General features: G+C 71.9%; 21 protein-coding genes. 16 read left to right on the forward strand and 5 right to left on the reverse strand.

Annotated features, from left to right (window positions below; translation table 11 throughout):
- Positions 1-6: 6 nt before the first annotated feature.
- Together DT019_RS31940 and DT019_RS31945 are read right to left on the reverse strand one after the other, a co-directional pair.
- Positions 7-690 carry a glycerophosphodiester phosphodiesterase gene (locus DT019_RS31940; protein WP_114040456.1) on the reverse strand — a complete coding sequence of 228 codons (684 nt, stop codon included), beginning with the start codon at positions 688-690 and terminating at the stop codon, positions 7-9.
- A 66-nt stretch (positions 691-756) separates the two neighbouring features.
- On the reverse strand, positions 757-1,788 hold the full coding sequence (locus DT019_RS31945; protein WP_114040457.1) for an adenosine deaminase: 1,032 nt from the start codon (positions 1,786-1,788) through the stop codon (positions 757-759).
- Positions 1,789-1,928: 140 nt separating this feature from the next.
- Between DT019_RS31945 and DT019_RS31950 the strand changes: the two genes are divergently transcribed.
- Positions 1,929-2,618 (forward strand): DUF4190 domain-containing protein, encoded by a 690-nt coding sequence (locus DT019_RS31950; protein WP_114040458.1) that lies wholly within the window; start codon positions 1,929-1,931, stop codon positions 2,616-2,618.
- A 97-nt stretch (positions 2,619-2,715) separates the two neighbouring features.
- On the opposite strand, the gene DT019_RS31955 is transcribed toward DT019_RS31950, so the two are convergent.
- Positions 2,716-3,279 carry an NADAR family protein gene (locus DT019_RS31955; RefSeq protein WP_114040459.1) on the reverse strand — a complete coding sequence of 188 codons (564 nt, stop codon included), beginning with the start codon at positions 3,277-3,279 and terminating at the stop codon, positions 2,716-2,718.
- A 181-nt stretch (positions 3,280-3,460) separates the two neighbouring features.
- On the opposite strand from DT019_RS31955, the gene DT019_RS31960 reads away from it, so the two are divergent.
- From DT019_RS31960 to DT019_RS31995, 8 genes are all read left to right on the forward strand, one after another.
- Positions 3,461-4,996 carry a gamma-aminobutyraldehyde dehydrogenase gene (locus DT019_RS31960; RefSeq protein WP_114040476.1) on the forward strand — a complete coding sequence of 512 codons (1,536 nt, stop codon included), beginning with the start codon at positions 3,461-3,463 and terminating at the stop codon, positions 4,994-4,996.
- 51 nt (positions 4,997-5,047) lie between these two features.
- Positions 5,048-6,337: a PotD/PotF family extracellular solute-binding protein gene (locus DT019_RS31965; protein ID WP_114040460.1), complete on the forward strand. Its 1,290-nt coding sequence runs from the start codon at positions 5,048-5,050 to the stop codon at positions 6,335-6,337.
- A 123-nt stretch (positions 6,338-6,460) separates the two neighbouring features.
- Positions 6,461-7,612, forward strand: coding sequence for an ABC transporter ATP-binding protein (locus DT019_RS31970; RefSeq protein WP_114040461.1), 1,152 nt, complete (start codon positions 6,461-6,463; stop codon positions 7,610-7,612).
- Positions 7,609-8,523: an ABC transporter permease gene (locus DT019_RS31975; RefSeq protein ID WP_114040462.1), complete on the forward strand. Its 915-nt coding sequence runs from the start codon at positions 7,609-7,611 to the stop codon at positions 8,521-8,523. The genes DT019_RS31970 and DT019_RS31975 overlap by 4 nt, the downstream gene beginning before the upstream one ends.
- 8 nt (positions 8,524-8,531) lie before the next feature.
- Complete coding sequence (locus DT019_RS31980) at positions 8,532-9,335, forward strand: ABC transporter permease (protein ID WP_114040477.1); 804 nt, start codon at positions 8,532-8,534, stop codon at positions 9,333-9,335.
- A 29-nt stretch (positions 9,336-9,364) separates the two neighbouring features.
- The gene (locus tag DT019_RS31985; protein ID WP_388981529.1) at positions 9,365-10,786 is read left to right on the forward strand and encodes an NAD(P)/FAD-dependent oxidoreductase; all 1,422 of its coding nucleotides are present in this window, start codon (positions 9,365-9,367) and stop codon (positions 10,784-10,786) included.
- A 200-nt stretch (positions 10,787-10,986) separates the two neighbouring features.
- Positions 10,987-11,442, forward strand: a complete 456-nt coding sequence (locus DT019_RS31990) for a hypothetical protein (protein ID WP_114040463.1) — start codon at positions 10,987-10,989, stop codon at positions 11,440-11,442.
- A gap of 117 nt (positions 11,443-11,559) precedes the next feature.
- Positions 11,560-13,377, forward strand: coding sequence for a chitinase (locus DT019_RS31995; RefSeq protein ID WP_223279858.1), 1,818 nt, complete (start codon positions 11,560-11,562; stop codon positions 13,375-13,377).
- On the opposite strand, the gene DT019_RS32000 is transcribed toward DT019_RS31995, so the two are convergent.
- Entirely contained in the window at positions 13,328-14,125 is a 798-nt protein-coding gene (locus DT019_RS32000) for a phosphatase PAP2 family protein (protein ID WP_114040480.1), read from the reverse strand. The genes DT019_RS31995 and DT019_RS32000 overlap by 50 nt on opposite strands.
- Before the next feature lie 89 nt (positions 14,126-14,214).
- Complete coding sequence (gene gabT, locus DT019_RS32005) at positions 14,215-15,549, reverse strand: 4-aminobutyrate--2-oxoglutarate transaminase (RefSeq protein WP_114040464.1); 1,335 nt, start codon at positions 15,547-15,549, stop codon at positions 14,215-14,217.
- Between the two features lie 246 nt (positions 15,550-15,795).
- Between gabT and DT019_RS32010 the strand changes: the two genes are divergently transcribed.
- The 7 genes from DT019_RS32010 to DT019_RS32040 all read left to right on the forward strand — a co-directional run.
- A complete protein-coding gene (locus DT019_RS32010; protein ID WP_114040465.1) occupies positions 15,796-18,144 on the forward strand; it encodes an ATP/GTP-binding protein in 2,349 nt (782 codons plus the stop codon).
- A gap of 122 nt (positions 18,145-18,266) precedes the next feature.
- Positions 18,267-19,817: a PucR family transcriptional regulator gene (locus tag DT019_RS32015; RefSeq protein ID WP_114040466.1), complete on the forward strand. Its 1,551-nt coding sequence runs from the start codon at positions 18,267-18,269 to the stop codon at positions 19,815-19,817.
- A 327-nt stretch (positions 19,818-20,144) separates the two neighbouring features.
- Positions 20,145-21,590, forward strand: a complete 1,446-nt coding sequence (locus DT019_RS32020; protein ID WP_114040467.1) for an aldehyde dehydrogenase family protein — start codon at positions 20,145-20,147, stop codon at positions 21,588-21,590.
- A 184-nt stretch (positions 21,591-21,774) separates the two neighbouring features.
- Positions 21,775-23,697, forward strand: coding sequence for an acyl-CoA dehydrogenase family protein (locus DT019_RS32025; RefSeq protein ID WP_114040468.1), 1,923 nt, complete (start codon positions 21,775-21,777; stop codon positions 23,695-23,697).
- Between the two features lie 166 nt (positions 23,698-23,863).
- The gene (dxr, locus tag DT019_RS32030; protein WP_114040469.1) at positions 23,864-25,114 is read left to right on the forward strand and encodes a 1-deoxy-D-xylulose-5-phosphate reductoisomerase; all 1,251 of its coding nucleotides are present in this window, start codon (positions 23,864-23,866) and stop codon (positions 25,112-25,114) included.
- Positions 25,111-26,412, forward strand: a complete 1,302-nt coding sequence (locus DT019_RS32035; protein ID WP_114040470.1) for a M50 family metallopeptidase — start codon at positions 25,111-25,113, stop codon at positions 26,410-26,412. The genes dxr and DT019_RS32035 overlap by 4 nt, the downstream gene beginning before the upstream one ends.
- Positions 26,413-26,623: 211 nt before the next feature.
- Positions 26,624-26,834 (forward strand): flavodoxin-dependent (E)-4-hydroxy-3-methylbut-2-enyl-diphosphate synthase (locus DT019_RS32040; protein WP_189390093.1); only part of this gene is annotated, 211 nt, incomplete at its 3' end.

Genomic DNA, 26,834 nt, shown 5'->3' on the forward strand with positions numbered 1-26,834 from the left:
CCCGTCCTACCGCCCGGACAGAATGCCGCACAGCGTGTCCACCCGGTTGGTGGTGATCGAGTCCACGCCGTGCCCGACGAGCCGGCGCATGGTCCGCGCGGTGTCCGCGGTCCACGCCGAGACGAGCATCCCGTCCCCGTGCGCCCGCGCCACCAGCTCCGAACCGACCAGACCGAAGCGGTAGTTGAGCCAGCGCGGCCGCACGGCGTCGACCAGCGAACGCCGCGGCGGGGCGGTGGAGACCCAGCTGAGCGCGATCTCGGCGTGCGGGTCGGCGGCGCGGACGTGCAGCATGGCGACCGGCCCCCCGCAGTAGTGGACGCGCTCGCCCGCCCCGCACTCGCGGACCGTGCCCACCACCGTGCGCACCGTCTCCTCGCCCGCGCCGGGCAGATCGAGCATCACCCGGTGCGCGCCGGCCGTCATCAGAGCCTGCCGCAGCGTGGGAACCCCGCCGCCCGTGACCTCGCGCACCTCCTCGTACGGCAGCTCGGCCAGCGGCCGGTCGAAGTCCCACAGCCGTTTGAGGGTGTCGTCGTGCAGCAGCACGGGTACGCCGTCCCGGGTCGTGCGGACATCGATCTCGACCGCGTCCGCGCCCCGCGCCAGCGCCGAGGCGATGGAGGGCAGGGTGTTCTCGCGGACGCGGTACGGGTCGCCGCGGTGGCCCACGACTGTCACGGTGCGCATGGGGACATTGTGCTGAGCGGCGCCTGGGTCAGCCAGCCGGCCGGCCCGGCGCCGGGGGCCGGGAGGTCAGCGCGCGAGCCACTTCGCGGTGTAGTCGTCGATCTCGCCGGCGAGCCGCGCCTTGCCCGCCGGGTCCAGGAAGGACGCCTCGACGGCGTTCTTGGCGAGGTCGGCCAGGCCCCGCTCGTCCAGGTCCAGGAGGCGGGCGGCGACCGCGTACTCGTTGTTGAGGTCGCTGCCGAACATCGGCGGGTCGTCGCTGTTGACGGTGACCAGGACACCCGCGGCCACCATCTCCCGGACAGGGTGCTGGTCGAGGTCGGGCACCACCCGGGTGGCGAGGTTGGACGTCGGGCAGACCTCCAGGGCGATCCGGTGCTCGGCGAGGTGCTTGAGCAGCGCCGGGTCCTGGGTGGCGCTGGTGCCGTGGCCGATGCGCTCGGCGCGCAGCTCGATCAGCGCGTCCCAGATCGACTGCGGTCCGGTGGACTCTCCCGAGTGCGGCACCGAGTGGAGACCGGCGGCGATGGCCCGGTCGAAGTACGGCTTGAACTGCGGGCGGGGCACACCGATCTCGGGTCCGCCGAGGCCGAAGGAGACCAGGCCCTCGGGGCGCACCGCGTCCTCGGTGGCGAGCCGGGCCGTCTCGGCGGCGGCTTCGAGACCGGCCTCTCCCGGAATGTCGAAGCACCAGCGCAGGACGGTGCCGAATTCGGTCTCGGCGGCCTTGCGGGCGTCCTCGATCGCGTCCATGAACGCCCGCTCGTCGATGCCCCGGCGGGTGGAGGAGAACGGGGTGATGGTCAGCTCGGCGTAGCGGATGTTCTGCCGGGCCATGTCCCGGGCCACCTCGTAGGTGAGAAGGCGCACATCCTCGGGGGTGCGGATCAGGTCGACGACCGAGAGGTAGACCTCGATGAAGTGCGCGAAGTCCGTGAACGTGAAGTAGTCGGCGAGCGCCTCGGGGTCGGTGGGGACCTTCGAGTCGGCGTGGCAGGCGGCGAGTTCGGCCACGATGCGCGGCGACGCGGAGCCGACGTGGTGCACGTGGAGCTCGGCCTTGGGCAGCCCCGCGATGAAGGGGTGCAGATCGGTCATGGGGTCCTCCAGGGGTCTGCCGCGAGGGTCCTCGCGCGGTCGGCGGCGTACGGCCTTCGCCCGTCGGGGATCATGGTAGGCCGGGCGGAGCCGCCCGGAACGCGGGCCGTAGCATGACGGCACCACGATGGGGGAGGCCCATGTCAGACAACACCCAGCAGCCGTCGGGAGGCCAGGAGCCCCGCGACCCCTGGGCGCCGCCGGAGCACAAGGTTCCGCTGGACAAGCCGCCGGTCCACGACCAGCCGACGGTCGTCTCGATGCCCGGCTCCGAGGGTCAGGGTCCTGCCCCGGTCCAGGGCGCTCCCGGCACCGCGCCGGCGCCGGGCCCCTTCCCCGGTCCGCCCGGCCCCGGCTTCGGCGGCCCCACACCGCCGCCCGCGCCCGGCCAGACCGCCCCCGCCGGCTACGGCTACCCCAGCTACCCGCAGCAGCCCGCCCAGGGCTACCCCGGATACCCGGGCCAGCAGCCCGCGTTCGGCTACCCCGGCTGGACCGGGATGCCCGTCCCGCAGAACGGGTTCGGCACCGCCGCGATGGTGCTCGGCATCGCCGCCTGCGTGCTGATGATCTGCACCTGGGGCATCGCCGGGATCGTGCTCGGCGCACTGGCGCTGATCTTCGGGCTGCTCGGCAAGGGCCGGGTCGCCCGCGGTGAGGCGAACAACCGGGGTCAGGCGCTCGCGGGCGTCATCATGGGCATCGTCGGCATCGTGCTCGGCATCCTGATCCTCGTGCTGCTGATCGTGGTGGTGGCCAACGCGCCCAAGCACCACACCACCTACGACGACTACTCGAACTTCCTGGCGTTGGCCTCCTCGGCCCGCTGAGGCATGGCTGCGAGGGAGGGGCCCGCGACGGGCCCCTCCGTCCGGTTCGTCCGGGCCGGGCCCGCTCCCGGGTCCGGGCCCGCGCGATCGCCGGAGGTCAGCGCAGCAGCTCGCGCGCCTCGGTCAGCGCGAAGCCCAGCAGGTTCAGCCCCCGCCACCGCGCCGGGTCCGCCGCCTCCGGTGCGTCCGCCGCGAGGCCTATGCCCCAGATCCGGTCCAGCGGGCTCGCCTCGACCAGCACCCGGCCGCCGGTGCCGAGCAGATACCGCCGCAGCGCCTCGTCCTGGCCGAACTTGTGCAGACTGCCGGCCAGCACGATCCGGTAGCGCTCGCGCTGCCACACCGTGTCGTCGAAGCCCCGCACCAAGCGCCCGGCCTTCTTCGCCAGGGCCGGACTGGCCGCCGCGAGCGCCGCCCGCTCCGCCTCCGGGTCCTGGAACAGCCGCGCCTTCGACGCCATCATCCAGTGCTCGGCCGTGGCGTACTCGACGCCGTCGACCGTGAAGCGTGAGGGCCACCACTGGCTGAAGCAGCTCGGGCCGAGCGTGCCGTCCCGCTTCGCCCGGTGTCCCCAGAAATACAGAAACTTGATCCGTTCACCGTTCTTGACCTGTGCGATCAGCTCGTCCAGCGGCGCGCGATCCCCCGTGATCCCTTCCATGCACGCGAGTCTGGCACGCGCCACTGACACTCCGTCGGGCCGGGACCGCCCCGACGCGACACATGGTCGACAGATTCCGTCGCGTAACCAAAAGGCAACAACGGAATCACTTGTTGGCCAGATGTGCCTCTGCCAGGATCGGCACTCAAATCGAGCTGGAGCTACGAAGAACGTGGGCGACATGGACACCGACACCGGCAATCGCTTTCCCGTGGAGGACCGCTTCCCGGCACAGGACCGCTTCGCGGCCGGGGCCCAGTACATCGGCGGGCGGCTGCGTCCCGGCACCTCCGGACGGTGCCAGGACGTCGTCGACCCGGCGACCGGAGCCACGGTCTACCGCTACGAACTGGCCGGCGCCGCCGACGTCGACGCGGCGGTCGCCGCCGCCAAGGCGGCCTTCCCCGGCTGGGCCGGTGCCGCCCCCGGCGAGCGCTCGGACGCCCTGCACCGGCTCGCGGGGATCCTCGCCGAGCGCGCCGAGGAGTTCGCGCGGGCCGAGTCCCTCCAGTGCGGCAAGCCCCTCAAGCTGAGCCGGGAGTTCGACGTGCCCGGCACCATCGACAACACGGCGTTCTTCGCGGGCGCGGCCCGGCACCTGGAGGGCAGGTCGGCCGGGGAGTACGACGGCGACCACACCTCGTACGTACGGCGTGAGCCCATCGGCGTCATCGGCTCCATCGCGCCCTGGAACTACCCGCTCCAGATGGCCGCCTGGAAGATCCTCCCGGCGATCGCGGCGGGCAACACCATCGTCCTCAAGCCCGCCGAGACCACCCCGCTGACCTCGCTCCTGTTCGCCGAGGCAGCGCGGGACGCCGGGATCCCGGACGGGGTCGTCAACATCGTCTCGGGTGCCGGGAAGGACGCCGGCGAGCACCTCGTCGGACACCCGGACGTCGTGATGACCTCCTTCACCGGGTCCACCGCCGTGGGCAAGCGGGTCGCCGAGATCGCCACCCGCACCGTCAAGCGCATCCACCTCGAACTCGGCGGCAAGGCGCCCTTCGTGGTCTTCGACGACGCCGACCTGGAGGCCGCCGTGCACGGCGCGGTCGCCGGCTCGCTCATCAACTCGGGCCAGGACTGCACCGCCGCCACCCGCGCCTACGTCCAGCGCCCGCTGTACGAGGCCTTCGTCGAGCAGGTCGCCGCCCTGATGGAGACCGTGCGGCTCGGCGACCCGTTCCGCCCGGACACCGACCTCGGCCCGCTGATCTCGCACGTCCACCGCGACCGCGTCGCCGGCTTCGTCGAGCGGGCCAGGGCCTACGCCCGGATCGTCACCGGCGGCGAGGCGCCGAAGAGCGACGGCGCCTACTACCGGCCCACCCTCGTCGCGGACGCCCCCCAGGACAGCGAGGTCGTCCAGGCCGAGATCTTCGGCCCGGTCCTGGTGGCCCTGCCCTTCGACACCGACGACGAGGGCATCGCGCTCGCCAACGACACCCCCTACGGGCTCGCCGCCTCCGCCTGGAGCCGCGACGTGTACCGCACCGGCCGGGCCACCCGCGAGATCAAGGCGGGCTGCGTGTGGATCAACGACCACATCCCGATCCTCAGCGAGATGCCGCACGGCGGCTACAAGGCGAGCGGCAGCGGAAAGGACATGTCGGCGTACTCCTTCGAGGAGTACACGCAGGTCAAGCATGTGATGTACGACAACACAGCGGTGCCGAGGAAGGACTGGCACCGCACGATCTTCGGGGACCGATAGCAGAGGCGGCCCGACCAGGCCTCCGAACCCACCCGAAAGGGCATCCAGCGCATGGAGCAGTACGAGCCCGACCTCCCCCCGGCCCTCCACTCGGCCGGAGCGGGGAGAGCCCCCCTCGCCCCGGCCCAACTGGCGGCCATCCGGCGCAGCATGACCAACGGCCGGGGCGCCCTGACCCGCCGTTCCCTGCTGCGCGCCTCGGGCATGGGCGCGCTCACCGTCGGCGGTCTCGCCGGCCTGAGCGCCTGCGGCATCCCGGCGGCCACCAAGGAGAACGGCACCGGACCGTCCAACGCGGACCACTCCGCCCAGGAGAAGGAGGTCAACTTCTCCAACTGGACGCAGTACATGGACATCAGCGACGACAAGAAGCACCATCCGACGCTGGACGAGTTCACCCGCCGCACCGGGATCCAGGTCAAGTACACCGAGGACATCAACGACAACGTCGAGTTCTTCGGGAAGATCAAGCCGCAGCTCGCGGGCGGCCAGGACACCGGCCGGGACCTCGTGGTGCTCACCGACTGGCTCGCGGCCCGGCTCATCCGGCTCGGCTGGGCGCAGCAGCTCGACCCGGCGCGCCTGCCGCACGCGTACGCCAACCTGGCGCCCCAGTTCCGCATGCCCGACTGGGACCCCGGCCGCGCCTACTCCTACCCCTGGACCGGCATCCCGACCATCATCGCCTACAACGCCAAGGCGACCGGCGGCAAGAAGGTCGACTCCATCACCCAGCTGCTCGACGACCCGAGCCTCAAGGGCCGGGTCGGCTTCCTGTCCGAGATGCGCGACACCATCGGGATGACCCTGCTCGACCTCGGCAAGGACCCGGCGAAGGTCACCGACGCCGACTTCGACGAGGCGATCGGACGGCTCCAGAAGGGCGTCGACACCAAGCAGATCCGCCGCTTCACCGGCAACGACTACACCGGTGACCTGGTGAAGGGCGACCTCGCCGCCTGTGTCGCCTGGGGCGGTGACGTGACCCAGCTGCGCGCCGACAACCCGGACATCAAGTACGCGATCCCGGCCGCCGGGTACATGACGTCGAGCGACAACCTGCTGATCCCGGCGAAGGCCCGCCACCAGAGCAACGCGGAGAAGCTGATCGACTACTACTACGAGCTGCCGGTGGCTGCCAAGCTCGCCGCGTTCATCAACTACCAGTGCCCGGTCGACGGGGTCCGCGACGAACTCGCCAAGATCGACCCGGCGCTCGCGCAGAACGAACTGATCCTGCCGGACCGGGCGATGACCGCGAGGTCGCACGCCTTCCGCTCGCTCAGCGAGGCCGAGGAGACGGCGTACGAGCAGAAGTTCTCCAAGCTCATCGGAGCGTGAGCGCTCCGCGGGTGCGCCCGCTTTTCGGCTGCGGGTGCGTCGTGGCCGGTCGCGCAGTTCCCCGCGCCCCTACGGGCGCTCGCCCTTACCCCCCGTCCTCTCGACCCCCCTGGGACCCCACCCATGACTGACAGCACCGCCGGCGGCGATGTCCGCCTCACCGGGATCAGCAAGACGTACGGCTCCTTCACCGCCGTCCATCCGCTCGAACTGACCGTTCCGCAGGGCTCGTTCTTCGCCCTGCTCGGCGCGTCCGGCTGCGGCAAGACCACCACCCTCCGCATGATCGCGGGGCTGGAGGAGCCGAGCACCGGCACCGTCTTCCTCGGCGACAAGGACGTCACCGACCTGCCGCCGTACAAGCGTCCGGTGAACACCGTCTTCCAGTCCTACGCCCTCTTCCCGCACCTGAACGTCACCGAGAACATCGCCTTCGGGCTGCGCAGGCGGGGCATCAAGTCGGTGAAGAAGCAGGTCGACGACATGCTGGAGCTCGTGCAGCTCGGCGACTTCGCCCAGCGCAAGCCGCACCAGCTCTCCGGCGGCCAGCAGCAGCGCGTGGCGGTCGCCCGCGCGCTCATCAACCACCCCCAGGTGCTGCTCCTGGACGAGCCGCTCGGCGCCCTCGACCTCAAGCTGCGCCGCCAGATGCAGCTGGAGCTCAAGCGCATCCAGACCGAGGTCGGGATCACCTTCATCCACGTCACCCACGACCAGGAGGAGGCCATGACGATGGCCGACACGGTCGCGGTGATGAACGGCGGGCGGGTCGAACAGCTCGGCGCGCCGGCCGAGTTGTACGAGAACCCGCAGACCACGTTCGTCGCGAACTTCCTCGGCACCTCCAACCTCATCGAGGCCGAGGTCGCCGAGAAGACCGGCGAGGACGTGGTGGTCACGGCCGGTGGCGCCAAGCTGCGGCTGCCCGGCGGGCGATGTCCGGCCGCCACCAGCAGCGGCGGCAAGCTCCTCGTCGGCGTACGCCCCGAGAAGATCTCGCTCGCCCACCGCGACGACGAGGGCGCCGTCGCCGAGGGCCGCAACCGCGTCCCCGGCCGCATCGTCGACTCGTCCTTCATCGGCGTCTGCACCCAGTACCTCGTCGACTCCCCGGCGGGCCAGGGCCTCTCGGTCTACGAGCAGAACGTGGACAGGCGCGCGGGGCTCGTTCCCGGCGCCGAGGTCGTCCTGCACTGGAACCCGGCGCACACCTTCGGCCTCGACGCGGCGCAGGCGATCGACGCGGGTGTCGAGAAGGTCGAGGACGCCGCGTGACCGCCCTCGCCGAAGCGCCGGCGGAGCTGCCGCTCCGCAAGGCGTCCACCCGCAAGCGGCTCGTCCCGTACTGGCTGCTGCTGCCCGGCATCCTGTGGCTGATCGTGTTCTTCGCGCTGCCGATGGTGTACCAGGCCTCGACCTCCGTACAGACGGGCTCACTCGAGAAGGGCTTCCAGGTCACCTGGCACTTCCAGACCTACTGGGACGCCTTCAAGGAGTACTACCCGCAGTTCGTCCGCTCGCTGCTGTACGCGGGGACGGCGACCCTGCTGTGCCTGCTGCTGGGCTATCCGCTGGCGTACCTGATCGCCTTCAAGGCGGGCCGCTGGCGCAATGTCGTCCTCGTCCTGGTCATCGCGCCGTTCTTCACCAGCTTCCTGATCCGCACGCTCGCCTGGAAGACGATCCTGGCCGACGGCGGACCCGTGGTGCACGCGCTGGGTTCGCTGCACGTCCTGGACGTCACCAACTGGCTGGGCTGGACCGAGGGCAACCGGGTCCTGGCCACGCCGATGGCGGTGGTGTGCGGGCTCACCTACAACTTCCTGCCCTTCATGATCCTGCCGCTGTACACCTCCCTGGAGCGCATCGACTCCCGGCTGCACGAGGCCGCCGGCGACCTCTACGCGACCCCGGCCACCACCTTCCGCAAGGTGACCTTCCCGCTGTCCATGCCCGGCGTCGTCTCCGGCACCCTGCTCACCTTCATCCCGGCGAGCGGCGACTACGTGAACGCCGAACTGCTCGGCTCCACCGACCAGAAGATGGTCGGCAACGTCATCCAGTCGCAGTTCCTGCGCGTCCTGGACTATCCGACCGCCGCCGCCCTGTCCTTCATCCTGATGGCGATCGTCCTGGTCATGGTCACCGTCTACATCCGCCGAGCCGGGACGGAGGACTTGGTCTGATGAGGTCCATGCCCCTTCTCACGTGGCTGCGCCGCAACCTCGTGGTCATCGCGGGACTCGCGACGCTCGCGTACCTGATCCTGCCGAACATCGTCGTGATGGTGTTCTCGTTCAACAAGCCGAACGGGCGCTTCAACTACTCCTGGACGCGGTTCTCGACCGACGCCTGGCAGGACCCGTGCGGGGTCGCCGACATGTGCGGCTCGCTCTCGCTCTCCCTCCAGATCGCCGTCTGGGCCACGATCGGCGCGACCGCGCTCGGCACGATGATCGCGTTCGCCCTGGTCCGCTACCGGTTCCGGGCGCGCGGCGCGATCAACTCGCTCATCTTCCTGCCGATGGCGATGCCCGAGGTCGTGATGGCCGCCTCCCTGCTCACGCTCTTCCTCAACATGGGCGCGCAGCTGGGCTTCTGGACGATCCTGATCGCCCACATCATGTTCTGCCTCAGCTTCGTCGTCACTGCCGTCAAGGCCCGCGTGATGTCCATGGACCCCCGCCTTGAGGAGGCCGCGCGCGACCTCTACGCCGGGCCCGTCCAGACGTTCCTGCGGGTGACGCTGCCGATCGCGTCGCCCGGCATCGCGGCGGGCGCGCTGCTCGCCTTCGCGCTCTCCTTCGACGACTTCATCATCACCAACTTCAACGCGGGCTCCACCGTGACCTTCCCCATGTTCGTGTGGGGCTCGGCGCAGCGCGGCACGCCCGTGCAGATCAACGTCATCGGGACGGCCATGTTCATCATCGCCGTCGTGGTGGTCACCACCGGACAATTCATTGCGAACCGGCGCAAGAACAGCGCGAAAGCGTAACCCACGCAGTTCCTGAGGGAGTTGAAATCATGGCCGTGACCCGAGCCATGAGCAGTGCGGCAACGAAGTCTCTCGCGGGCGCGAAGCCCGTTCCCTTCTGGCTGGAGGATCCCGGCCGCCCCGAGGCGCTGCCCGCCCTCACCGGCGACGAGAGGTGCGACCTCCTCGTCGTCGGCGGCGGATACAGCGGCCTGTGGACCGCGCTGATCGCCAAGGAGCGCGAGCCCGGCCGCGAGGTCGTCCTCATCGAGGGCAAGGAAATCGGCTGGGCCGCCTCCGGCCGCAACGGCGGCTTCTGCGCCGCCTCCCTCACCCACGGCCTGGGCAACGGCCTGGCCCGCTGGCCCGACGAGCTCGCCCGGCTCGAGGAGCTGGGCGCGGCGAACCTCGACGCCATCGAGGCCGCCGTCGCCCGCTACCGGATCGACTGCGACTTCGAGCGGACCGGCGAGATCGACGTCGCCACCGAGCCCCACCAGCTCGAAGAGCTGCACGAGATGTACGAGGAGGCCACCAGCCTCGGCTTCGGCGGGCTCGAACTCCTCGACGAGGAGGCGTTGCGGGCCGAGGTCGACTCGCCCACCTTCCTCGGCGGCCTCTGGGACCGCGACGGCGTCGCCATGCTCCATCCCGCCAAGCTCGTCTGGGGCCTGAAGCGGGCCTGTCTCGACCTGGGCGTACGGATCTACGAGCACACGCCGGGCCTCTCGCTGGCCCGGGTCGGCACCGGCATGGGCGTGCGCACCCCGTACGGGAAGATCCGCGCCGAGCACGTGGCGCTCGGCACCAATGTGTTCCCCTCGCTGGTCAAGCGGCTGCGGCCGTACACGGTCCCGGTGTATGACTACGCGCTGATGACCGAGCCGCTCAACGCCGCCCAGCTCGCCTCGATCGGCTGGCACGGGCGCCAGGGGCTCGGGGACGCGGCCAACCAGTTCCACTACTTCCGGCTGTCCGCCGACAACCGCATCCTGTGGGGCGGCTACGACGCCGTCTATCCGTACGGCGGGAAGGTGCGCAGCGAGTACGACGACCGGCCCGAGACCTACGCCAAACTCGCCGAGCAGTTCTTCCACTGCTTCCCTCAGCTGGAGGGGCTGGCCTTCAGCCACGCCTGGGGCGGCGCGATCGACACCTGCTCGCGCTTCTCGGCGTTCTTCGGCACCGCGCACGCGGGCCGGGTCGCGTACGCCGCCGGGTACACCGGGCTCGGGGTCGGCGCGACCCGCTTCGGCGCCGAGGTGATGCTCGACCTGCTCGCGGGCGAGCAGACCGAGCGCACCGAACTGGAGATGGTGCGCACCAAGCCCCTGCCCTTCCCGCCGGAGCCGGTGGCCTGGGCGGGCATCGGCATCACCAAGTGGTCGCTGGCCCGCGCCGACGAGCGGGGCGGCCGGCGCAATCTGTGGCTCAGGGCGATGGACCGGGTGGGTCTCGGCTTCGACTCCTGACCCGTCGGCTCGGTGGTCCACCGCGCTTGATCCTCCGTGCGCCCCCGGTCACGCCGGGGGCGCACTTCTTTCGATCATGGTGTGACCCGGTTCACCCCTACGAGGTGGCCGAAGTCGCGTCATAGTCCGGCCCCGCGCCGCTCTCCCCCGGGACGCACCGGGCGCCGCCCGGTGAAGTGGAACCGGATCGGAGGACGGCAATGACTGCCTCGGGGTCGAAGACCGCGGTGGAATGGCTGGCATCGGTGGCACCGGATCCCGACGCCTGCCGGTGGGAATGGGAGCGCAACCCCCTGGGGGTCGCTCTTCTTCCGGCCGGCAGGCGCTGGGACGTACTGATCCTGCCGGGTGAGCTCGGGCACGGCGCGCTGGAGGTGCTGACCCGGCTCGTGGACCGGCCGGGCCCCGTGCTGGCCGACTTCGGTGACGCGCGGGTGGGGTTCTTCGTGCCGCCCGGCACCGCGGGGCGCTGGCTCGGGACGGGGGTGCGCGGCGCGGGCCGCGGCACCTGGATCGTGGTGCCGTACCCGGGCCGGGCGTCGGGCGGGGTGCGCTGGCTGGTGCCGCCCGACGGCTCGGGCACGCTCACCGATCCCGCCCTCCTGGAGCTGGCGATGCACGAGGCGGCGGCCCGGCTCGCGCGCGGGGGGGACTGACGGAAAAAAAGGGGAACCGCCCGGGGCGGCTCGTCGCCGGACATCTTGACAAGCCGATTGGTCTGGACCATGTTGTGCGGACTTCGTGTCTCCATACCCCCTTGCCGGGAGGCAGTCGTGGACCGCACCAGACATCCGGCCCTGTGGCCATCCCTCTGCGCCGCCGTGACGGCGGCCGCACTCGCCGCGGCCGGACTCGTCGCCGTGGCGCCGTCCGCGCGCGCCGCCGACACCGACCTCCTGCGCAACGGCGGCTTCGAATCCGGACTCGACGGCTGGAACTGCACCGCGGGCAGCGGGGCCGCGGTCTCCTCGCCCGTGCACAGCGGCACCGGCGCGCTGCGGGCCACCCCGATGGGCAGCGACAACGCGCAGTGCTCCCAGACCGTGGCCGTCCAGCCCAACTCCGCGTACACGCTGAGCGGTTGGGTGCAGGGCAGCTATGTCTACCTCGGCGCCTCGGGCACCGGCACCACCGACGTGTCGGCCTGGACCCAGTCCGCGCCGTCCTGGCAGCAACTGACGACCACCTTCAGGACCGGCGCGAACACCACGTCGGTGACCGTCTACACACACGGCTGGTACGGCACCGGCGCGTACGGGGCGGACGACGTGACCCTGACCGGTCCCGGCGGCGCCCCCGTCCAGATACCCACCGCCCCCGCCGGGCTCACCGCGTCCGGCGCCACCGCCTCGTCCGTGAACCTGACCTGGTCCGCCTCGGCGGGCGCCACCGGCTACACCGTCTACCGGGACGGCGCCAAGGCGGCCTCGGTGAGCGGGACTTCGGCCACCGTCACGGGTCTGGCGCCCGCCACCTCGTACGCCTTCCAGGTCACCGCGACCAACAGCGCGGGGGAATCCCCGAAGTCGGCCACCGTCACCGCGGCCACCACGTCCGGGGGAGGGAACCCGCCCCCTTCGGGCCACGCGCTGGTCGGCTATCTGCACGCCTCGTTCGCCAACGGCGCGGGCTACACGCGCATGGCGGACGTGCCCGCCGACTGGAACATCATCGACCTCGCCTTCGGCGAACCGACCTCCCCGACCTCCGGCGACATCCGCTTCACCCCGTGCCCGGTCAGCGAATGTCCCACCGTCGAGCCGCTCGCCGACTTCAAGGCGGCCATCAAGGCCAAGCAGGCCGCGGGCAAGAAGGTGCTGATCTCCATCGGCGGCCAGAACGGCCAGGTCCAGCTCACCACGGCCGCCGCCCGCGACACCTTCGTCTCCTCCGTCTCGAAGATCATCGACGACTACGGCCTGGACGGGCTCGACATCGACTTCGAGGGGCACTCCCTGTCGCTCAACACCGGCGACACGGACTTCCGCAGCCCGACGACCCCGGTCGTCGTCAACCTCATCGACGCCCTGAAGACCCTCAAGGCCAAGTACGGCCCGGCGTTCGTCCTGACGATGGCCCCGGAGACGTTCTTCGTGCAGATGGGCTACCAGTACTACGGCTCGGGCCCCTGGGGCGGGCAGGACCCGCGCTGCGGCGCCTACCTCCCGGTCATCTACGCGCTGCGCGACTCCCTGACGCTGCTGCACGTCCAGGACTACAACTCGGGCTCGATCATGGGCCTGGACAACCAGTACCACTCGATGGGCGGATCGGACTTCCACATCGCCATGACGGACATGCTGCTCACCGGCTTCCCGGTGGCGGGCGACGCCGCGAAGACGTTCCCGGCGCTGCGGCCCGATCAGGTGGCCATCGGCCTGCCCGCCTCCAGTCAGGCGGGCAACGGCTGGACCAGCCCGGCCGAGGTCACCAAGACGCTGGACTGCCTGACCAGGAAGGCGAACTGCGGCTCGTACGCGACCCACGGCAGCTGGCCGGGGCTGCGCGGCCTGATGACCTGGTCCATCAACTGGGACCGGTTCAACGGCGGCGAGTTCTCGAAGAACTACGACGCATACCCGTGGAGCTGACCACCAGCAGCGCCCCGCACAGGCAGCAACTGGCCAGCACGTCGAGCGGCCAGTGGTAGCCGTGCAGCACCAGGCCGATGCCCGTCGCCGCCGTCAGCGCCCCCGCGGCGGCGGGCATCGGCCACCGGCGGCGCAGCAAGGGGGAGAGCAGCAGAGCGGCACTCCCGTAGGCCACCATCGCGGTCGCCGTGTGCCCCGAGGGGTAGTAGCCGGTGGCCGGGTCGAACGGGCCCGGGCGGGCGATCCACTCCTTGAGCGGCACCACGAGCAGGGGCACCAGGGCCATCGTCGCGGCGGCGATCAGGGCCCGGCGGCGCAGCCCGTGCCACAGGGCGTACCCGATGGCCAGGGCCAGGACCGGCAGCGCGACCGGCATGCTGCCCAGGTCGGCGAGCGCCTCGGCGAGCCAGGAGGGGCCGTGGCCGGTGAGCGAGGGGTCCACGCGCTCGTCGAGACGGCGCAGCGGGCCGCCGGACGCGACCTGCCAGGTGATCACCGCGAACGCGCAGAGCAGCGCGGCGAAGAGGAAAGCCGGCCGCCCCGGAACAGGGGGGGAGGTTCCGGGGCGGCCGCCTGGACCGGTGTACCGCGCGCCCCGGGGGGTGTGGGGCGGACGGCCATCCGATCGGTGAGGAGTTCCGGAGCCGGAGGCTCCAGTGGTGTGCGCGAGGGCACGACCAGGGCAAGGCTGGGGATGCTCCGCCCTGGAATCACCCGCAGTCCCCTGCGGGCGGGGTGTTTCTCTCATCTGCAGAAACCGTACGGCAGAGGACGGGGGGACCAACAGCGGGAACTCCATCCCGCCATTGGCCCCCCACACCTTCTTCACAGGCGGTGTCACACGCCGGTGAAGGCCTGCTCGATGATGTCCAGGCCCTCGTTCAGCAGGTCCTCGCCGATGACCAGCGGAGGCAGGAAGCGCAGGACGTTGCCGTAGGTGCCGCAGGTCAGGACGAGCAGCCCCTCCGCGTGGCAGGCCTTGGCGAGCGCGCCGGCGGCCTCCGGGTTCGGGGTCTTGGAGGCGCGGTCCTTGACCAGCTCGATGGCGATCATGGCGCCGCGGCCGCGGATGTCGCCGATGATGTCGTACTTCTCGGCCATCGTGGCGAGGCGGGCCTTCATGACCTCCTCGATGCGCTTGGCCTTGCCGTTGAGGTCGAGCTCCTTCATCGTCTCGATCGCGCCGAGCGCGGCGGCGCAGGCCACCGGGTTGCCGCCGTAGGTGCCGCCGAGGCCGCCCGCGTGCGCGGCGTCCATGATCTCGGCGCGGCCCGTGACGGCGGCGAGCGGCAGGCCGCCCGCGATGCCCTTGGCGGTGGTGATCAGGTCCGGGACGATGCCCTCGTCCTCACAGGCGAACCACTGGCCGGTGCGGCAGAAGCCGGACTGGATCTCGTCCGCCACGAAGACGATGCCGTTGTCCTTGGCGAACTGGCTGATCGCGGGCAGGAAGCCCTTGGCGGGCTCGATGAAGCCGCCCTCGCCGAGCACCGGCTCGATGATGATCGCGGCGACGTTGTCCGCGCCGATCTGCTTGTTGATCATGTCGATGGCCTGGGCGGACGCCTCGGCGCCGGCGTTCTCCGGGCCGGTGAGCCAGCGGTAGCCGTAGGCCACCGGCACCCGGTAGACCTCGGGCGCGAACGGGCCGAAGCCGTTCTTGTACGGCATGTTCTTGCTCGTCAGCGCCATCGTCAGGTTGGTGCGGCCGTGGTAGCCGTGGTCGAAGACCACGACGGCCTGGCGCTTGGTGTACGCACGGGCGATCTTGACGGCGTTCTCGACGGCCTCGGCGCCCGAGTTGAACAGCGCGGACTTCTTGGCGTGGTCGCCCGGCGTCAGCTCGGCGAGCTGCTCGGCGACGGCGACGTAGCCCTCGTACGGCGTGACCATGAAGCAGGTGTGCGTGAAGTCCTGCAGCTGGGCGCTCGCGCGGCGCACCACGGCCTCGGCGGAGGCGCCGACCGAGGTCACCGCGATGCCGGAGCCGAAGTCGATCAGGCGGTTGCCGTCGACGTCCTCGATGATGCCGCCGCCCGCGCGCGCGGTGAAGACCGGCAGCGTGGAGCCCACACCGGCGGCGACCGCCGCGAGACGGCGGGCCTGAAGCTCCTGCGACTTCGGGCCGGGGATGGCGGTGACGACGCGGCGCTCCTGCGGGATCGCGCTCATGAGGGGCTCCTGGAGATCTTCTGGGGGATGCGGACGCTTCCTTGGCTTTCCTGGCAGGCTAGAGCGCCCGGCCGGGCCGCGGCATGCTCCGTTCGGTAGTGGTGGGGGTGTGCCCCTTGTCCTCGGCGGACAGTTGCCCCGGATGGGCGCGCGGTGCGCGGCAGCGGTGAACCGACGTGTGCTGCCACTAGATTGAGCGTTCGCACCGCTCGGAACGGACCTGGCTGGTCAGGGGGCAAGGGGTCGATGGACACCGAAGGCACGCACGACGCACGCGGCACCCGTTCGGGGGGCGTCCCACGGCCCGCCGGACCGCCGCCGCGCCCGGCGCTCCCGCCCAGGCCCGTCGAGGCGCCGACGGCCGGGCCCGCCCTCGGCGACTGGCTGCGCACCCCGCGCGCCCCCGCCGAGCCGGGGCTGTGGCGCTTCGGCCACCGGCCGCGCCCGGACGCCGACCCGGACCGGGTGCCCGACCGGGCCCTGCTCGTGGGCGCGCTCGTGGCGCTGCTCGCGGCCACCCTCGTCTGGTCGCTGTGGACCAACGGCTACGTCCCGCACAGCCGGGTCCTGCTCGAACTCTTCACCCCCACCGAGTGGTGGAGCTATCCGCGGCCGCCGCAGGCGCTGACCGCCATCGAGGTCTACAACAGCCTGTTCGCGGCGCTGCTGATCTACGTGTTCGGCCGGATGGGCAACTGGCTGGAGGTCTTCCGCCGGTACGCCGTGGACTGCCCCCAGCCGGAGCGGACCCTGCGCACCGGCCTCGCGGGCGCCCTCGCGGTGTGGCTCGTGATCGGGACCGGTCTGTTCCCCTTCTTCTTCACCATCTGGAGCCTGTTCCCGCTGTCCTGGACCACCGGCGACGGCGACCGGGCGGTGGCCACCTTCGTCAACTACGCCCTGTACGTCGTGGTCGGCGCCGCCGTGCTGTGGCCCTTCGCCAAGGCGGGCGACTGGCTCGGGCAGCTGCGCGGACGCAAGGCCGCTCCCGCGCCGGGGACCCCGGCCGCGCCCCCCGCCGCGCCCGCGCCCTCCCCGGCCGACTGGCCCCAGCTGCGCGCCGCGGGGCAGAGCGCCGCCGCCGACCGGCTCGTGGCGGAGGAGCGGTCCGGGCGCATGAACGACGTCGACTGCGTACGGATCCGGCGCGCCTGGGCCTCGGTGAAGGCCGACCCGTCCCGGCTCGGCGCGTTCACCGAGGCCGTCGCGCACCAGGGCGCGCGGGCCTGTCTGCACCCCTCCGGCGACCGTGATCTGCCCGCCCGCGCGGCCACCCACGACCTGCTGACCTCGCAGGTGCGGATCGGCCGCTACCCCGACACGGAACGCACCCCGGCCGCCCGCAGGGGAGCGGGCGCCGCCGTCGACCCGGCCGCGCTCGGCTCCTCGCTCCTCGCCGTCGGACCGTTCGGCTCGGGCAAGACCCGGCATCTGGTCCGGCCCGTGGTGGAATCGCTCGCCCTCCAGGCGCTCGCCGGGAAGGCCGCCGTCGTCGCGGTGTGCGCGGCGGGCACCCCGCTCGGCCCCGACGACGGCTACGACGTGGTGATCAAGCCGGGCGACGCGGCATCCGCGTACGACCTCGATCTGTACGGCGGCACCACCGATCCCGACGAGGCCGCCGCCCTGCTCGCCGAGGCCTTCGCGGGCGACCTCCCCGAGGTCGACTCGCGGCGCGCGGCGACCGCGCTGGCCCAGCTGCTCGGCCCCTACCGCGCGGCCCACGGGTGTTTCCCCTCCGTCCCCGTCCTGCGTGAACTCCTGGACGGATCGCCGGGCGCGGTGGAAGGCCTCCGGGCACGTCTGGACGCCGAAGCGCACCGCGCCTACCACCGTGAACTCGATGCCCGCGAGCGGCAGTTGGGCTCACCGGGCGACCCGGGGCTCGCGCTCGCCGCGCGCGTCGCGGTGCTCGACCGCCCCGCCTTCGAGGGGTTCTTCGACACCACCGGCGAGAGTCGGCCGTTCTCGCTGCGCTCGCTCGAACACCCCCTGCGGGTGCGGATCGACGTGCCCGAGCGCGGCCACCCGGAGGCGGCCCACCTGCTGACCCGGCTCGTCCTCGCCCAGTTCACCGCGGCGGCCGCCGCCCGCAGGGACCGGTCCCTCTTCGCCTTCCTGGCCGTCGACGACGCCACGCACGCCGTCACCGCCGAGTCCGTACGAGCCCTCCAGCGGCTGCGGAACTGCAACGCCGGGGTGCTGCTCACCCTGCGCGCGCTCGGCGACGTACCGGAGCAGCTGCACACCTCGCTGCTCGGCTCGGTCGGCTGCCACATGGCGTTCTCCGGGGTCACCACCTGGGACGGACGGCTCTTCGCGCAGGCGTGGGGCACCGAGTGGGTCGAGACCACCGAGGTCGCCCAGCACACCGTCTTCGCCGACCAGCCGCTCACCCGCGCGGTCCACGCGCTGCGCAAGCTCGTCACCGGCAAGGCCGTCACCACCGACGCCGTCACGGTGCGCAAGGTCGAGCGGGAGCGCTGGTCGGCCTCCGAGCTCGCCCACCAGGTGCCCGCGGGGCACGCGGTGCTCTCGCTGACGACGGTGAACGGAGAACACGCCCCGCCGCTCCTGGTCGACCTGCGCGGATGAGGCCGGTACCGGTCGGTCGACCGGCGCCCCGGAACCTGGCCGGGCTGGCAAAATGGAGGTGCCCCGTTCATACGGGACGTAGCAATCGCGTCCCGCACCTCCGCCGAAGGTAGCCCGGTCCCATGCCGCCCACGCTCGCCTCGCTCGTCCAGCACTCGGCGCTCAAGCTCACCGTGCGCGCGGGTGAGGAGCACCTGGACCGCCCGGTGCGCTGGGCCCACGTCAGCGAACTCGCCGACCCCGTCCCGTACATGGAGGGCGGCGAGCTGCTGCTCATCACCGCCATGACGCTGGACGCCGAGAACCCCCAGGCCATGCGCCGCTACGTGCGCAGGCTGGCCAGGGCCGGGGTGGTCGGGCTCGGCTTCGCCGTCGGCGTCAACTACGACACCGTGCCGGACGCGCTGCTCACGGCCGCCCGCGAGGAGGGCCTGCCGCTCCTGGAGGTGCCCCGGCGCACCCCGTTCCTGGCCATCTCCAAGGAGGTCTCGGCGGCGATCTCGGCCGACCAGTACCGCGCGGTGACCGCCGGGTTCGCGGCGCAGCGCGAGCTCACCAAGGCGGCCCTCGCCGACGGCCCGTCCGTCCTGATCGCCAAGCTCGCCGCGCACGTCGACGGCTGGGCCGCGCTGTACGACGCCTCCGGCGCGGTCGTGGCCGCCGCCCCGGACTGGGCCGCGCGCCGCGCCGCCCGGCTGACCGCCGACGTCGCCCGGCTGCGCGAACGCGCGGCCCCGGCCAGCGCGGTGGTCGGCGGCGCCGAGGACGCCTCCGGCGACCGCGTCGAGCTCCAGTCGCTCGGCACCGGACGCCGGGTGCGCGGCGCGCTCGCCGTCGGCACGGGGGCGCCGCTCGGCACGGCGGAGCGGTACGCCGTGCACTCCGCGGTCGCCCTGCTGACCCTGACGACCGAACGCTCCCGGTCCCTCCAGGCGGCCGAACAACGCCTGGGCGCGGCGGTCCTGCGCATGCTCCTGTCCGGCCAGCAGGACCACGCCCGCGCGGTCGCGGGCGATCTCTACGGCGGGCTCCTGGACGCGCCGTTCCGCCTGGTCGTCGCCGAGGTCGCGGGCGAGGGCGAGCCCGCCGGGCTCGCCGCGCTCGCCGAGGCCATGGAGTCGGCCGCCGCCCGCGGCGGCGAGGCGGTGCTCGTGGTGCCCGACGGCCGGCGGCTCGTTGTGCTCGCCACCGACGGCGGCGAGGCCGTCACCGCCTGCCAGCGGCACGAGGACGCCGAGGGCGAGGAACTCGTCGTCGGGCTCTCCGCCCCGGCCGGGCCGATCGCGGCGGCCTCCGCCTACAAGCAGGCCGAGCAGGCGCTCTCGGTGGCCCGGCGGCGCGGCAAACGGCTCGTCGAGCACGAGGACCTCGCGGCGGGGTCCGTCCTGCCGCTCCTGGCCGACGACGCGGTGCGGGCCTTCGCGGACGGGATGCTGCGGGCGCTGTACGAGCACGACGCCACGGGGCGCGGGGATCTGGTCGCCTCGCTGCGGGCGTGGCTGTCGCGGCACGGGCAGTGGGACGCGGCGGCGGCGGACCTGGGGGTGCACCGGCACACTCTCCGGTACCGGATTCGGCGGGTCGAGGAGATCCTGGGGCGGTCCCTGGAGGACCCCGATGTCCGCATGGAGCTGTGGCTGGCCCTGAAGGCGACGTCTGCCTCCGGGGGCTGAATTTCTCCCCGCCCCGCCCCTTCCCGAGACCCTCCGGGGGCTTCGTTCGGCCGCGAGCCGAGGCCGCTTCCCGCGCGTTCCCCGCGCCCCATCCACCCTCTTCGGTCTGCGCACCGTGCCCGCTTCCCGCGCAGTTCCCCGCGCCCCTCAACCCGCTCTCGCCTGCGGACCGTGCCCGCTTCTCGCGCAGTTCCCCGCGCCCCTTGGCGGCACCGGTGCAGAGCCTCTGAAAGGGTGGGCGGGGATGACAAAGCGGCGTATGCCGGGGGGGCGACCACTCCACCTCGGACAAACACACGCCCCCGCCCCCCGGCCTACGGTGAGGGCATGACTGCTACCCACGCCTTCTGGCTCGCCGGCCGCGAGGCCACCGGCGACGACAGCTTCGATGTCACTTCGCCCTGGGACGGCCGGCTCGTCGCCTCGGTCAGCGTCCCCACCGACGCCCAGGTCGAGGAGGCCGTGGCCGCGGCCCACGCGGTGGTGGAGGAGTTCGCGGCGACCCCCGCGCACGTACGGGCCGCCGCCCTCGACCACGTGTCCAAGCGGCTCGCCGAGCGCACCGAGGAGATCGCGCAGCTGATCTCCGCCGAGAACGGCAAGCCCATCAAGTGGGCCCGCGGCGAGGTCGGCCGCGCGGTGTCCGTGTTCCGTTTCGCGGCCGAGGAGGCCCGGCGCTTCAACGGCGGCGAGGCCCAGCGCCTCGACACCGACGGCGGCGGCGTGGGCCGCCTCGCCCTGACCCGCCGCTTCCCCAAGGGCGTCGTCCTCGGCATCGCGCCGTTCAACTTCCCGCTGAACCTGTGCGCCCACAAGGTCGCCCCGGCCATCGCGGTGGGCGCGCCGATCGTCCTGAAGCCCGCCCCCGCGACCCCGCTGTCGGGCCTCGTCCTCGGCGAGCTGCTCGCCGAGACCGAGCTGCCCGCCGGCTCGTGGAGCATCCTGCCGGTCGCCAACGACAAGATGCCGGCCCTGGTGCAGGACGACCGCCTCCCGGTCATCTCCTTCACCGGCTCCGACAAGGTCGGCTACGCGATCATGGACTCGGTGCCGCGCAAGCACTGCACCCTGGAGCTCGGCGGCAACGGCGCGGCCGTCGTCCTGGGCGACTGGGCCTCGGAGGAGGACCTGGACTGGGCGGCGACCCGCATCGCCACCTTCTCCAACTACCAGGGCGGCCAGTCCTGCATCTCCGTGCAGCGCGTCATCGCGGACGCCGCGGTGTACGACCGGCTCCTTCCGAAGATCGTCGCGGCCGTCGAGGCGCAGGTCACCGGTGACCCGTCCGACTCCGCCACCGACGTCGGCCCGCTGGTCAGCGAGGACGCCGCCCGCCGCGTCGAGACCTGGGTCGACGAGGCCGTACAGGCCGGTGCCAAGCTGCTCACCGGCGGCGAGCGCGACGGCGCCTCCTACGCGCCCACCGTGCTCACCGAGCTGCCCGCCGACACCACCCTCGCCTGCGAGGAGGTCTTCGGACCGGTCCTGACCGTGCAGAAGGTGGACGGCGAGGCCGAGGCGTTCGCCGCGGTCAACTCCTCCAAGTACGGCCTCCAGGCAGGGGTGTTCACGCACGACCTGCAGACCGCCTTCCGCGCCCACCGGGCCCTGGAGGTCGGCGGCGTGATCATCGGCGACGTGCCGTCCTACCGCGCCGACCAGATGCCGTACGGCGGCGCCAAGGCCTCCGGCGTGGGCCGCGAGGGCGTGCGCTACGCGATGGACGACTACACCTACGAGCGCGTCCTCGTCCTGACGGGCCTCGCCCTGTAGTCACCCGGCGCAGCGAGACCGGCGGCCGGAACCCACTGTGCGGGGGTTCCGGCCGCCGTCGTACGCCCGGGCAGGCGCGAGGGGTGGTCCAAGTGCCGGGAATCGGGTACATACGGACGAGTAGCACCACCCGGTAACGGGCAGCCGCCCGCACCCGTCAGCCCGCGGCGAGGAGAACCCCTCAATGACCGCACCACAGCACACGCCCAAGGTCTCCGAGCGCGAGGCGCGCCAGGTCGCCGAGGCCGCCCGCGAGCAGGACTGGCGCAAGCCCAGCTTCGCGAAGGAACTCTTCCTCGGCCGGCTGCGCCTCGATCTGATCCACCCCCATCCGCTGCCCGCGCCGGACGACGTGGAGCGCGGCGAGGCCTTCCTCGCCAAGATGCGCGACTTCTGCGAGACCCGCGTGGACGGACGCCTCATCGAGCGCGAGTCGCGGATCCCCGACGAGGTGGTCAACGGGCTCAAGGAGCTCGGCGCCTTCGGGATGAAGATCGACACGAAGTACGGCGGCCTGGGCCTGACCCAGGTCTACTACAACAAGGCGCTCACGCTGGCCGGTTCGGCCAGCCCGGCGATCGGCGCGCTCCTCTCCGCGCACCAGTCGATCGGCGTGCCCCAGCCGCTCAAGCTGTTCGGCACCCAGGAGCAGAAGGACACCTTCCTGCCGCGCTGTGCCCGTACCGACATCTCCGCCTTCCTGCTCACCGAGCCCGACGTGGGCTCCGACCCGGCCCGGCTCGCGACCGCCGCGGTGCCCGACGGCGACGACTACGTCCTGGACGGCGTGAAGCTGTGGACCACCAACGGCGTCGTCGCCGACCTGCTCGTGGTGATGGCCAGGGTGCCGAGGTCCGAGGGCCACAACGGCGGCATCACGGCCTTCGTCGTCGAGGCGGACTCGCCGGGCGTCACCGTGGAGAACCGCAACGCCTTCATGGGCCTGCGCGGCATCGAGAACGGCGTGACCCGCTTCCACCAGGTCCGGGTCCCGGCGGCCCACCGGATCGGCCCCGAGGGCTCCGGCCTCAAGATCGCCCTGACCACGCTCAACACCGGCCGCCTCTCACTGCCCGCGCTCTGTGTCGGCGGCGGCAAGTGGTGTCTGAAGATCGCCCGTGAATGGGCGGGCGTCCGCGAGCAGTGGGGCCGGCCGGTCGCCCGGCACGAGGCGGTCGGCGCGAAGATCTCCTTCATCGCGGCCACCACGTTCGCCCTCGAAGCCATGACCGACCTCTCCTCGCAGATGGCCGACGAGGACCGCAACGACATCCGCATCGAGGCGGCCCTGGCCAAGCTGTACGGGTCCGAGATGGCCTGGCTGATGACGGACGAGCTGGTCCAGATCCGCGGCGGCCGCGGTTTCGAGACCGCCGACTCGCTCGCCGCCCGCGGGGAGCGGGCCGTACCCGCCGAGCAGATGCTCCGCGACATGCGGATCAACCGGATCTTCGAGGGCTCGACGGAGATCATGCACCTGCTGATCGCGCGGGAGGCGGTCGATGCCCACCTGTCCGTGGCGGGCGATCTGATCGACCCCGACAAGTCCCTCCAGGACAAGGCGAAGGCGGGCGCGGGCGCGGCCGGGTTCTACGCCAAGTGGCTGCCCAAGCTGGTCGCGGGACCGGGTCAACTCCCGCGCTCGTACGCCGAGTTCGGCCCGCTCGCACAGCATCTGCGGTACGCCGAGCGCTCCGCGCGCAAGCTCGCCCGCTCGACGTTCTACGCGATGTCACGCTGGCAGGGCCGGATGGAGACCAAGCAGGGCTTCCTCGGCCGGATCGTCGACATCGGGGCCGAGCTGTTCGCGATGAGCGCGGCCTGTGTGCGGGCCGAGCACCTGCGCGCCACCGGCGAGAACGGCCGCGAGGCGCTCCAACTGGCCGACGCGTTCTGCCGCCAGTCCCGCATCCGCGTGGAGGAGCTCTTCACGCGCCTGTGGAGCAACACCGACGACCTCGACCGCAAGATCGTGGACGAGGTGCTCGCGGGTTCGTACACCTGGCTGGAAGAGGGCGTCCTCGACCCCTCCGACGACGGCCCCTGGATCGCGGACGCGACCCCGGGTCCGGCCAAGCGCGACAACGTCCACCGCCCCATCCGCTGAGCGGCGGCCGGACCCCGGGTGGCGGAGCAAAAGGTTCCGCTCGGTCGCCCGGGGGCCGCGGGCGCCGCCCCGACAGCGGGGTACGGGACGGCGCCCGCGCACTCGTCCCGGTCTTCTTGGCAGGAGCGCTGTTCGGCCGCACAGCGGATGCGGCAACAATGGGGGCATGAGCGACTGCCCAGCCCCCCTCGCCGACCCCCACATCGCCTTCGATCCAGCCGTTGGCCGACGCGATGTGGTGGTCCTCGGATCCACCGGGTCCATCGGTACCCAGGCCATCGACCTGGTCCTGCGCAACCCCGACCGCTTCCGCGTGACCGCGCTCTCCGCGGCCGGCGGACGGGTCGAGCTGCTGGCCGAGCAGGCGCGCCGGCTCGGGGTCCGTGCCGTCGCGGTGGCCCGCGAGGACGCGGTGCCCGCGCTGCGCGAGGCGCTGGCGGCGCGGTACGGCGGCGAGCGGCTGCCCGAGATCCTCGCCGGCCCCGACGCGGCCACCGAGCTCGCGGGCTCGCCGTGCCACACCGTGCTCAACGGAATCACCGGCTCCATCGGGCTCGCCCCGACACTGGCCGCCCTGGAGGCCGGCCGCACCCTCGCGCTCGCCAACAAGGAGTCGCTGATCGTCGGCGGCCCGCTCGTCAAGGCGATCGCCGAGCCGGGCCAGATCATCCCCGTCGACTCGGAGCACGCCGCGCTCTTCCAGGCGCTCGCCGCGGGCAAGCGCGCCGATGTGCGCAAGCTCGTGGTGACCGCGTCCGGCGGCCCGTTCCGGGGGCGCACCAGGAGCGAGCTCGCGGACGTCACCCCGGCCGACGCGCTGGCCCACCCCACCTGGGCGATGGGCCCCGTCATCACCGTCAACTCCGCGACCCTCGTCAACAAGGGCCTGGAGGTGATCGAGGCGCACCTGCTCTACGACATCCCGTTCTCGCGCATCGAGGTCGTCGTCCACCCGCAGTCCTACGTGCACTCCATGGTCGAGTTCACCGACGGCTCCACGCTGGCCCAGGCCACCCCGCCGGACATGCGCGGGCCGATCGCGATCGGGCTCGGCTGGCCCGAGCGGATTCCCGACGCGGCCCCCGCCTTCGACTGGTCCAAGGCCTCGACCTGGGAGTTCTTCCCTCTCGACAACGACGCGTTCCCCTCGGTGGGACTCGCCCGGCACGTCGGGGAACTGGGCGGGACGGCTCCGGCGGTGTTCAATGCCGCGAACGAGGAGTGCGTGGACGCGTTCCTGGCCGGGCGGCTCCCGTTCAGCGGGATCATGGAGACGGTGACGGAGGTCGTCACCGAACACGGAACGCCCTCGGCGGGAACTTCCCTCACGGTCTCGGACGTCCTGGAAGCGGAGACCTGGGCACGCGCCCGGGCCCGGGAACTCGCGGTGAAGGCGACAGCGGAGGCACGCGCATGACGATCCTGTTGACGGTCCTCGGCATAGCGCTCTTCGCCGTCGGGCTGCTCATCTCCATCGCGTGGCACGAGCTGGGCCACCTCTCCACGGCCAAGCTCTTCGGCATCCGCGTGCCCCAGTACATGGTGGGCTTCGGCCCGACGATCTGGTCGCGCAAGAAGGGCGATACGGAGTACGGGATCAAAGCGGTGCCGGCCGGCGGCTACATCCGCATGATCGGCATGTTCCCGCCCGGCGCGGACGGCCGCATAGAGGCCCGGTCGACCTCGCCGTTCCGCGGCATGATCGAGGACGCCAGGGCGGCGGCCTTCGAGGAGCTCCAGCCCGGCGACGAGGACCGGCTCTTCTACACGCGCAAGCCGTGGAAGCGCGTCATCGTCATGTTCGCGGGCCCGTTCATGAACCTGATCCTCGCGGTCGCGATCTTCCTCACCGTGCTGATGGGCTTCGGCATGGCGGCCCAGACCACCGAGGTCGCAGGCGTCCAGAAGTGCGTGATCGCGCAGAGCGAGAAGCGCGAGACCTGCAAGCCGGGCGACGCGGTCTCGCCCGCCGAGGCCGCGGGTCTGAAGACCGGCGACAAGATCGTCGCGTTCAACGACAAACCAGTGAAGAACTGGTCGGACCTCTCCGACCGCATCCGCGAGACCATCGGCCCGGCCACGGTCACCGTCGAGCGCGCCGGTCAGCAGGTCGTCCTGCACCCCACGCTGGCCAAGAACATGGTGTCCAAGAAGGACGCCGACGGCCAGGCCGTCCCCGACCAGTACGTTCCGGCCGGCTACCTCGGCTTCGCCCCCAAGACCGAGATCCAGCCGCTCACCTTCGGCGAGTCCGTGAACCGCATGGGCGACATGGTGCAGAACGGCGTGCACTCGATCATCGCCCTGCCCGGCAAGATTCCGGACCTGTGGAACGCGGCCTTCGACGGCGGCGAGCGCAAGGCCGACTCCCCGGTCGGCGTGGTCGGCGCGGCCCGGCTCAGCGGTGAGGTGCTCAACCTGGACGCCCCGACGCCGAACATCATCGCCACGTTCCTGTTCCTGCTCGCGGGCTTCAATCTGTCGCTGTTCCTCTTCAACATGCTGCCGCTGCTGCCGCTGGACGGCGGCCACATCGCGGGAGCCCTGTGGGAGTCGCTGCGCCGCAACGTCGCCCGCGTCCTCAAGCGCGCCGACCCGGGCCCGTTCGACGTGGCCAAGCTGATGCCGGTCGCGTACGTGGTGGCCGGAATCTTCATCTGCTTCACGCTGCTCGTCCTGGTGGCGGACGTGGTGAACCCGGTGAAGATGACCTGACGGTCGCGCGGGACACGTCTGGCCGTACGAGGGGGCGTACGCGGATGACGGACGCGGACGGGGGCGGCTCGGGCGCACAGCGTGCCCGAGCCGCCCCTTCGCGTGAACTCCGGGGGCACTGTGTGCCCGGGGGCCCCACGGTGACGTAACCTCGAAGGCTGGAGCCCGCCGATCTCGGGACCTTGATCCACACCTTGGGGTTGCACAGCAGATGACTGCGATTTCACTGGGAATGCCGTCCGTACCGACCAGGCTCGCCGAGCGTCGCAAGAGCCGTCAGATCCAGGTCGGTTCCGTGGCGGTGGGCGGGGACGCACCCGTCTCGGTGCAGTCCATGACGACGACGCGGACGTCGGACATTGGTGCGACGTTGCAGCAGATCGCCGAGTTGACGGCGTCGGGCTGTCAGATCGTGCGGGTGG

This window comes from Streptomyces sp. SDr-06 (assembly GCF_003324565.1).
In the GTDB taxonomy this organism is placed as follows: Bacteria; Actinomycetota; Actinomycetes; order Streptomycetales; family Streptomycetaceae; genus Streptomyces.

Excerpts from the sequence above, each read along its gene's own strand:
- DT019_RS31955 (WP_114040459.1), bottom strand. The coding sequence starts at position 3,279 with ATGGAAGGGATCACGGGGGATCGCGCGCCGCTGGACGAGCTGATCGCA.
- DT019_RS31965 (WP_114040460.1), top strand. The coding sequence starts at position 5,048 with ATGGAGCAGTACGAGCCCGACCTCCCCCCGGCCCTCCACTCGGCCGGA.
- DT019_RS31950 (WP_114040458.1), top strand. The coding sequence starts at position 1,929 with ATGTCAGACAACACCCAGCAGCCGTCGGGAGGCCAGGAGCCCCGCGAC.
- DT019_RS32000 (WP_114040480.1), bottom strand. The coding sequence starts at position 14,125 with ATGAGAGAAACACCCCGCCCGCAGGGGACTGCGGGTGATTCCAGGGCG.
- gabT (WP_114040464.1), bottom strand. The coding sequence starts at position 15,549 with ATGAGCGCGATCCCGCAGGAGCGCCGCGTCGTCACCGCCATCCCCGGC.
- DT019_RS32025 (WP_114040468.1), top strand. The coding sequence starts at position 21,775 with ATGACCGCACCACAGCACACGCCCAAGGTCTCCGAGCGCGAGGCGCGC.
- DT019_RS31960 (WP_114040476.1), top strand. The coding sequence starts at position 3,461 with ATGGACACCGACACCGGCAATCGCTTTCCCGTGGAGGACCGCTTCCCG.
- DT019_RS31980 (WP_114040477.1), top strand. The coding sequence starts at position 8,532 with ATGCCCCTTCTCACGTGGCTGCGCCGCAACCTCGTGGTCATCGCGGGA.
- DT019_RS32035 (WP_114040470.1), top strand. The coding sequence starts at position 25,111 with ATGACGATCCTGTTGACGGTCCTCGGCATAGCGCTCTTCGCCGTCGGG.
- dxr (WP_114040469.1), top strand. The coding sequence starts at position 23,864 with ATGAGCGACTGCCCAGCCCCCCTCGCCGACCCCCACATCGCCTTCGAT.
- DT019_RS32015 (WP_114040466.1), top strand. The coding sequence starts at position 18,267 with ATGCCGCCCACGCTCGCCTCGCTCGTCCAGCACTCGGCGCTCAAGCTC.
- DT019_RS32020 (WP_114040467.1), top strand. The coding sequence starts at position 20,145 with ATGACTGCTACCCACGCCTTCTGGCTCGCCGGCCGCGAGGCCACCGGC.
- DT019_RS31940 (WP_114040456.1), bottom strand. The coding sequence starts at position 690 with ATGCGCACCGTGACAGTCGTGGGCCACCGCGGCGACCCGTACCGCGTC.
- DT019_RS31990 (WP_114040463.1), top strand. The coding sequence starts at position 10,987 with ATGACTGCCTCGGGGTCGAAGACCGCGGTGGAATGGCTGGCATCGGTG.
- DT019_RS31945 (WP_114040457.1), bottom strand. The coding sequence starts at position 1,788 with ATGACCGATCTGCACCCCTTCATCGCGGGGCTGCCCAAGGCCGAGCTC.
- DT019_RS31985 (WP_388981529.1), top strand. The coding sequence starts at position 9,365 with ATGGCCGTGACCCGAGCCATGAGCAGTGCGGCAACGAAGTCTCTCGCG.
- DT019_RS32010 (WP_114040465.1), top strand. The coding sequence starts at position 15,796 with ATGGACACCGAAGGCACGCACGACGCACGCGGCACCCGTTCGGGGGGC.
- DT019_RS31970 (WP_114040461.1), top strand. The coding sequence starts at position 6,461 with ATGACTGACAGCACCGCCGGCGGCGATGTCCGCCTCACCGGGATCAGC.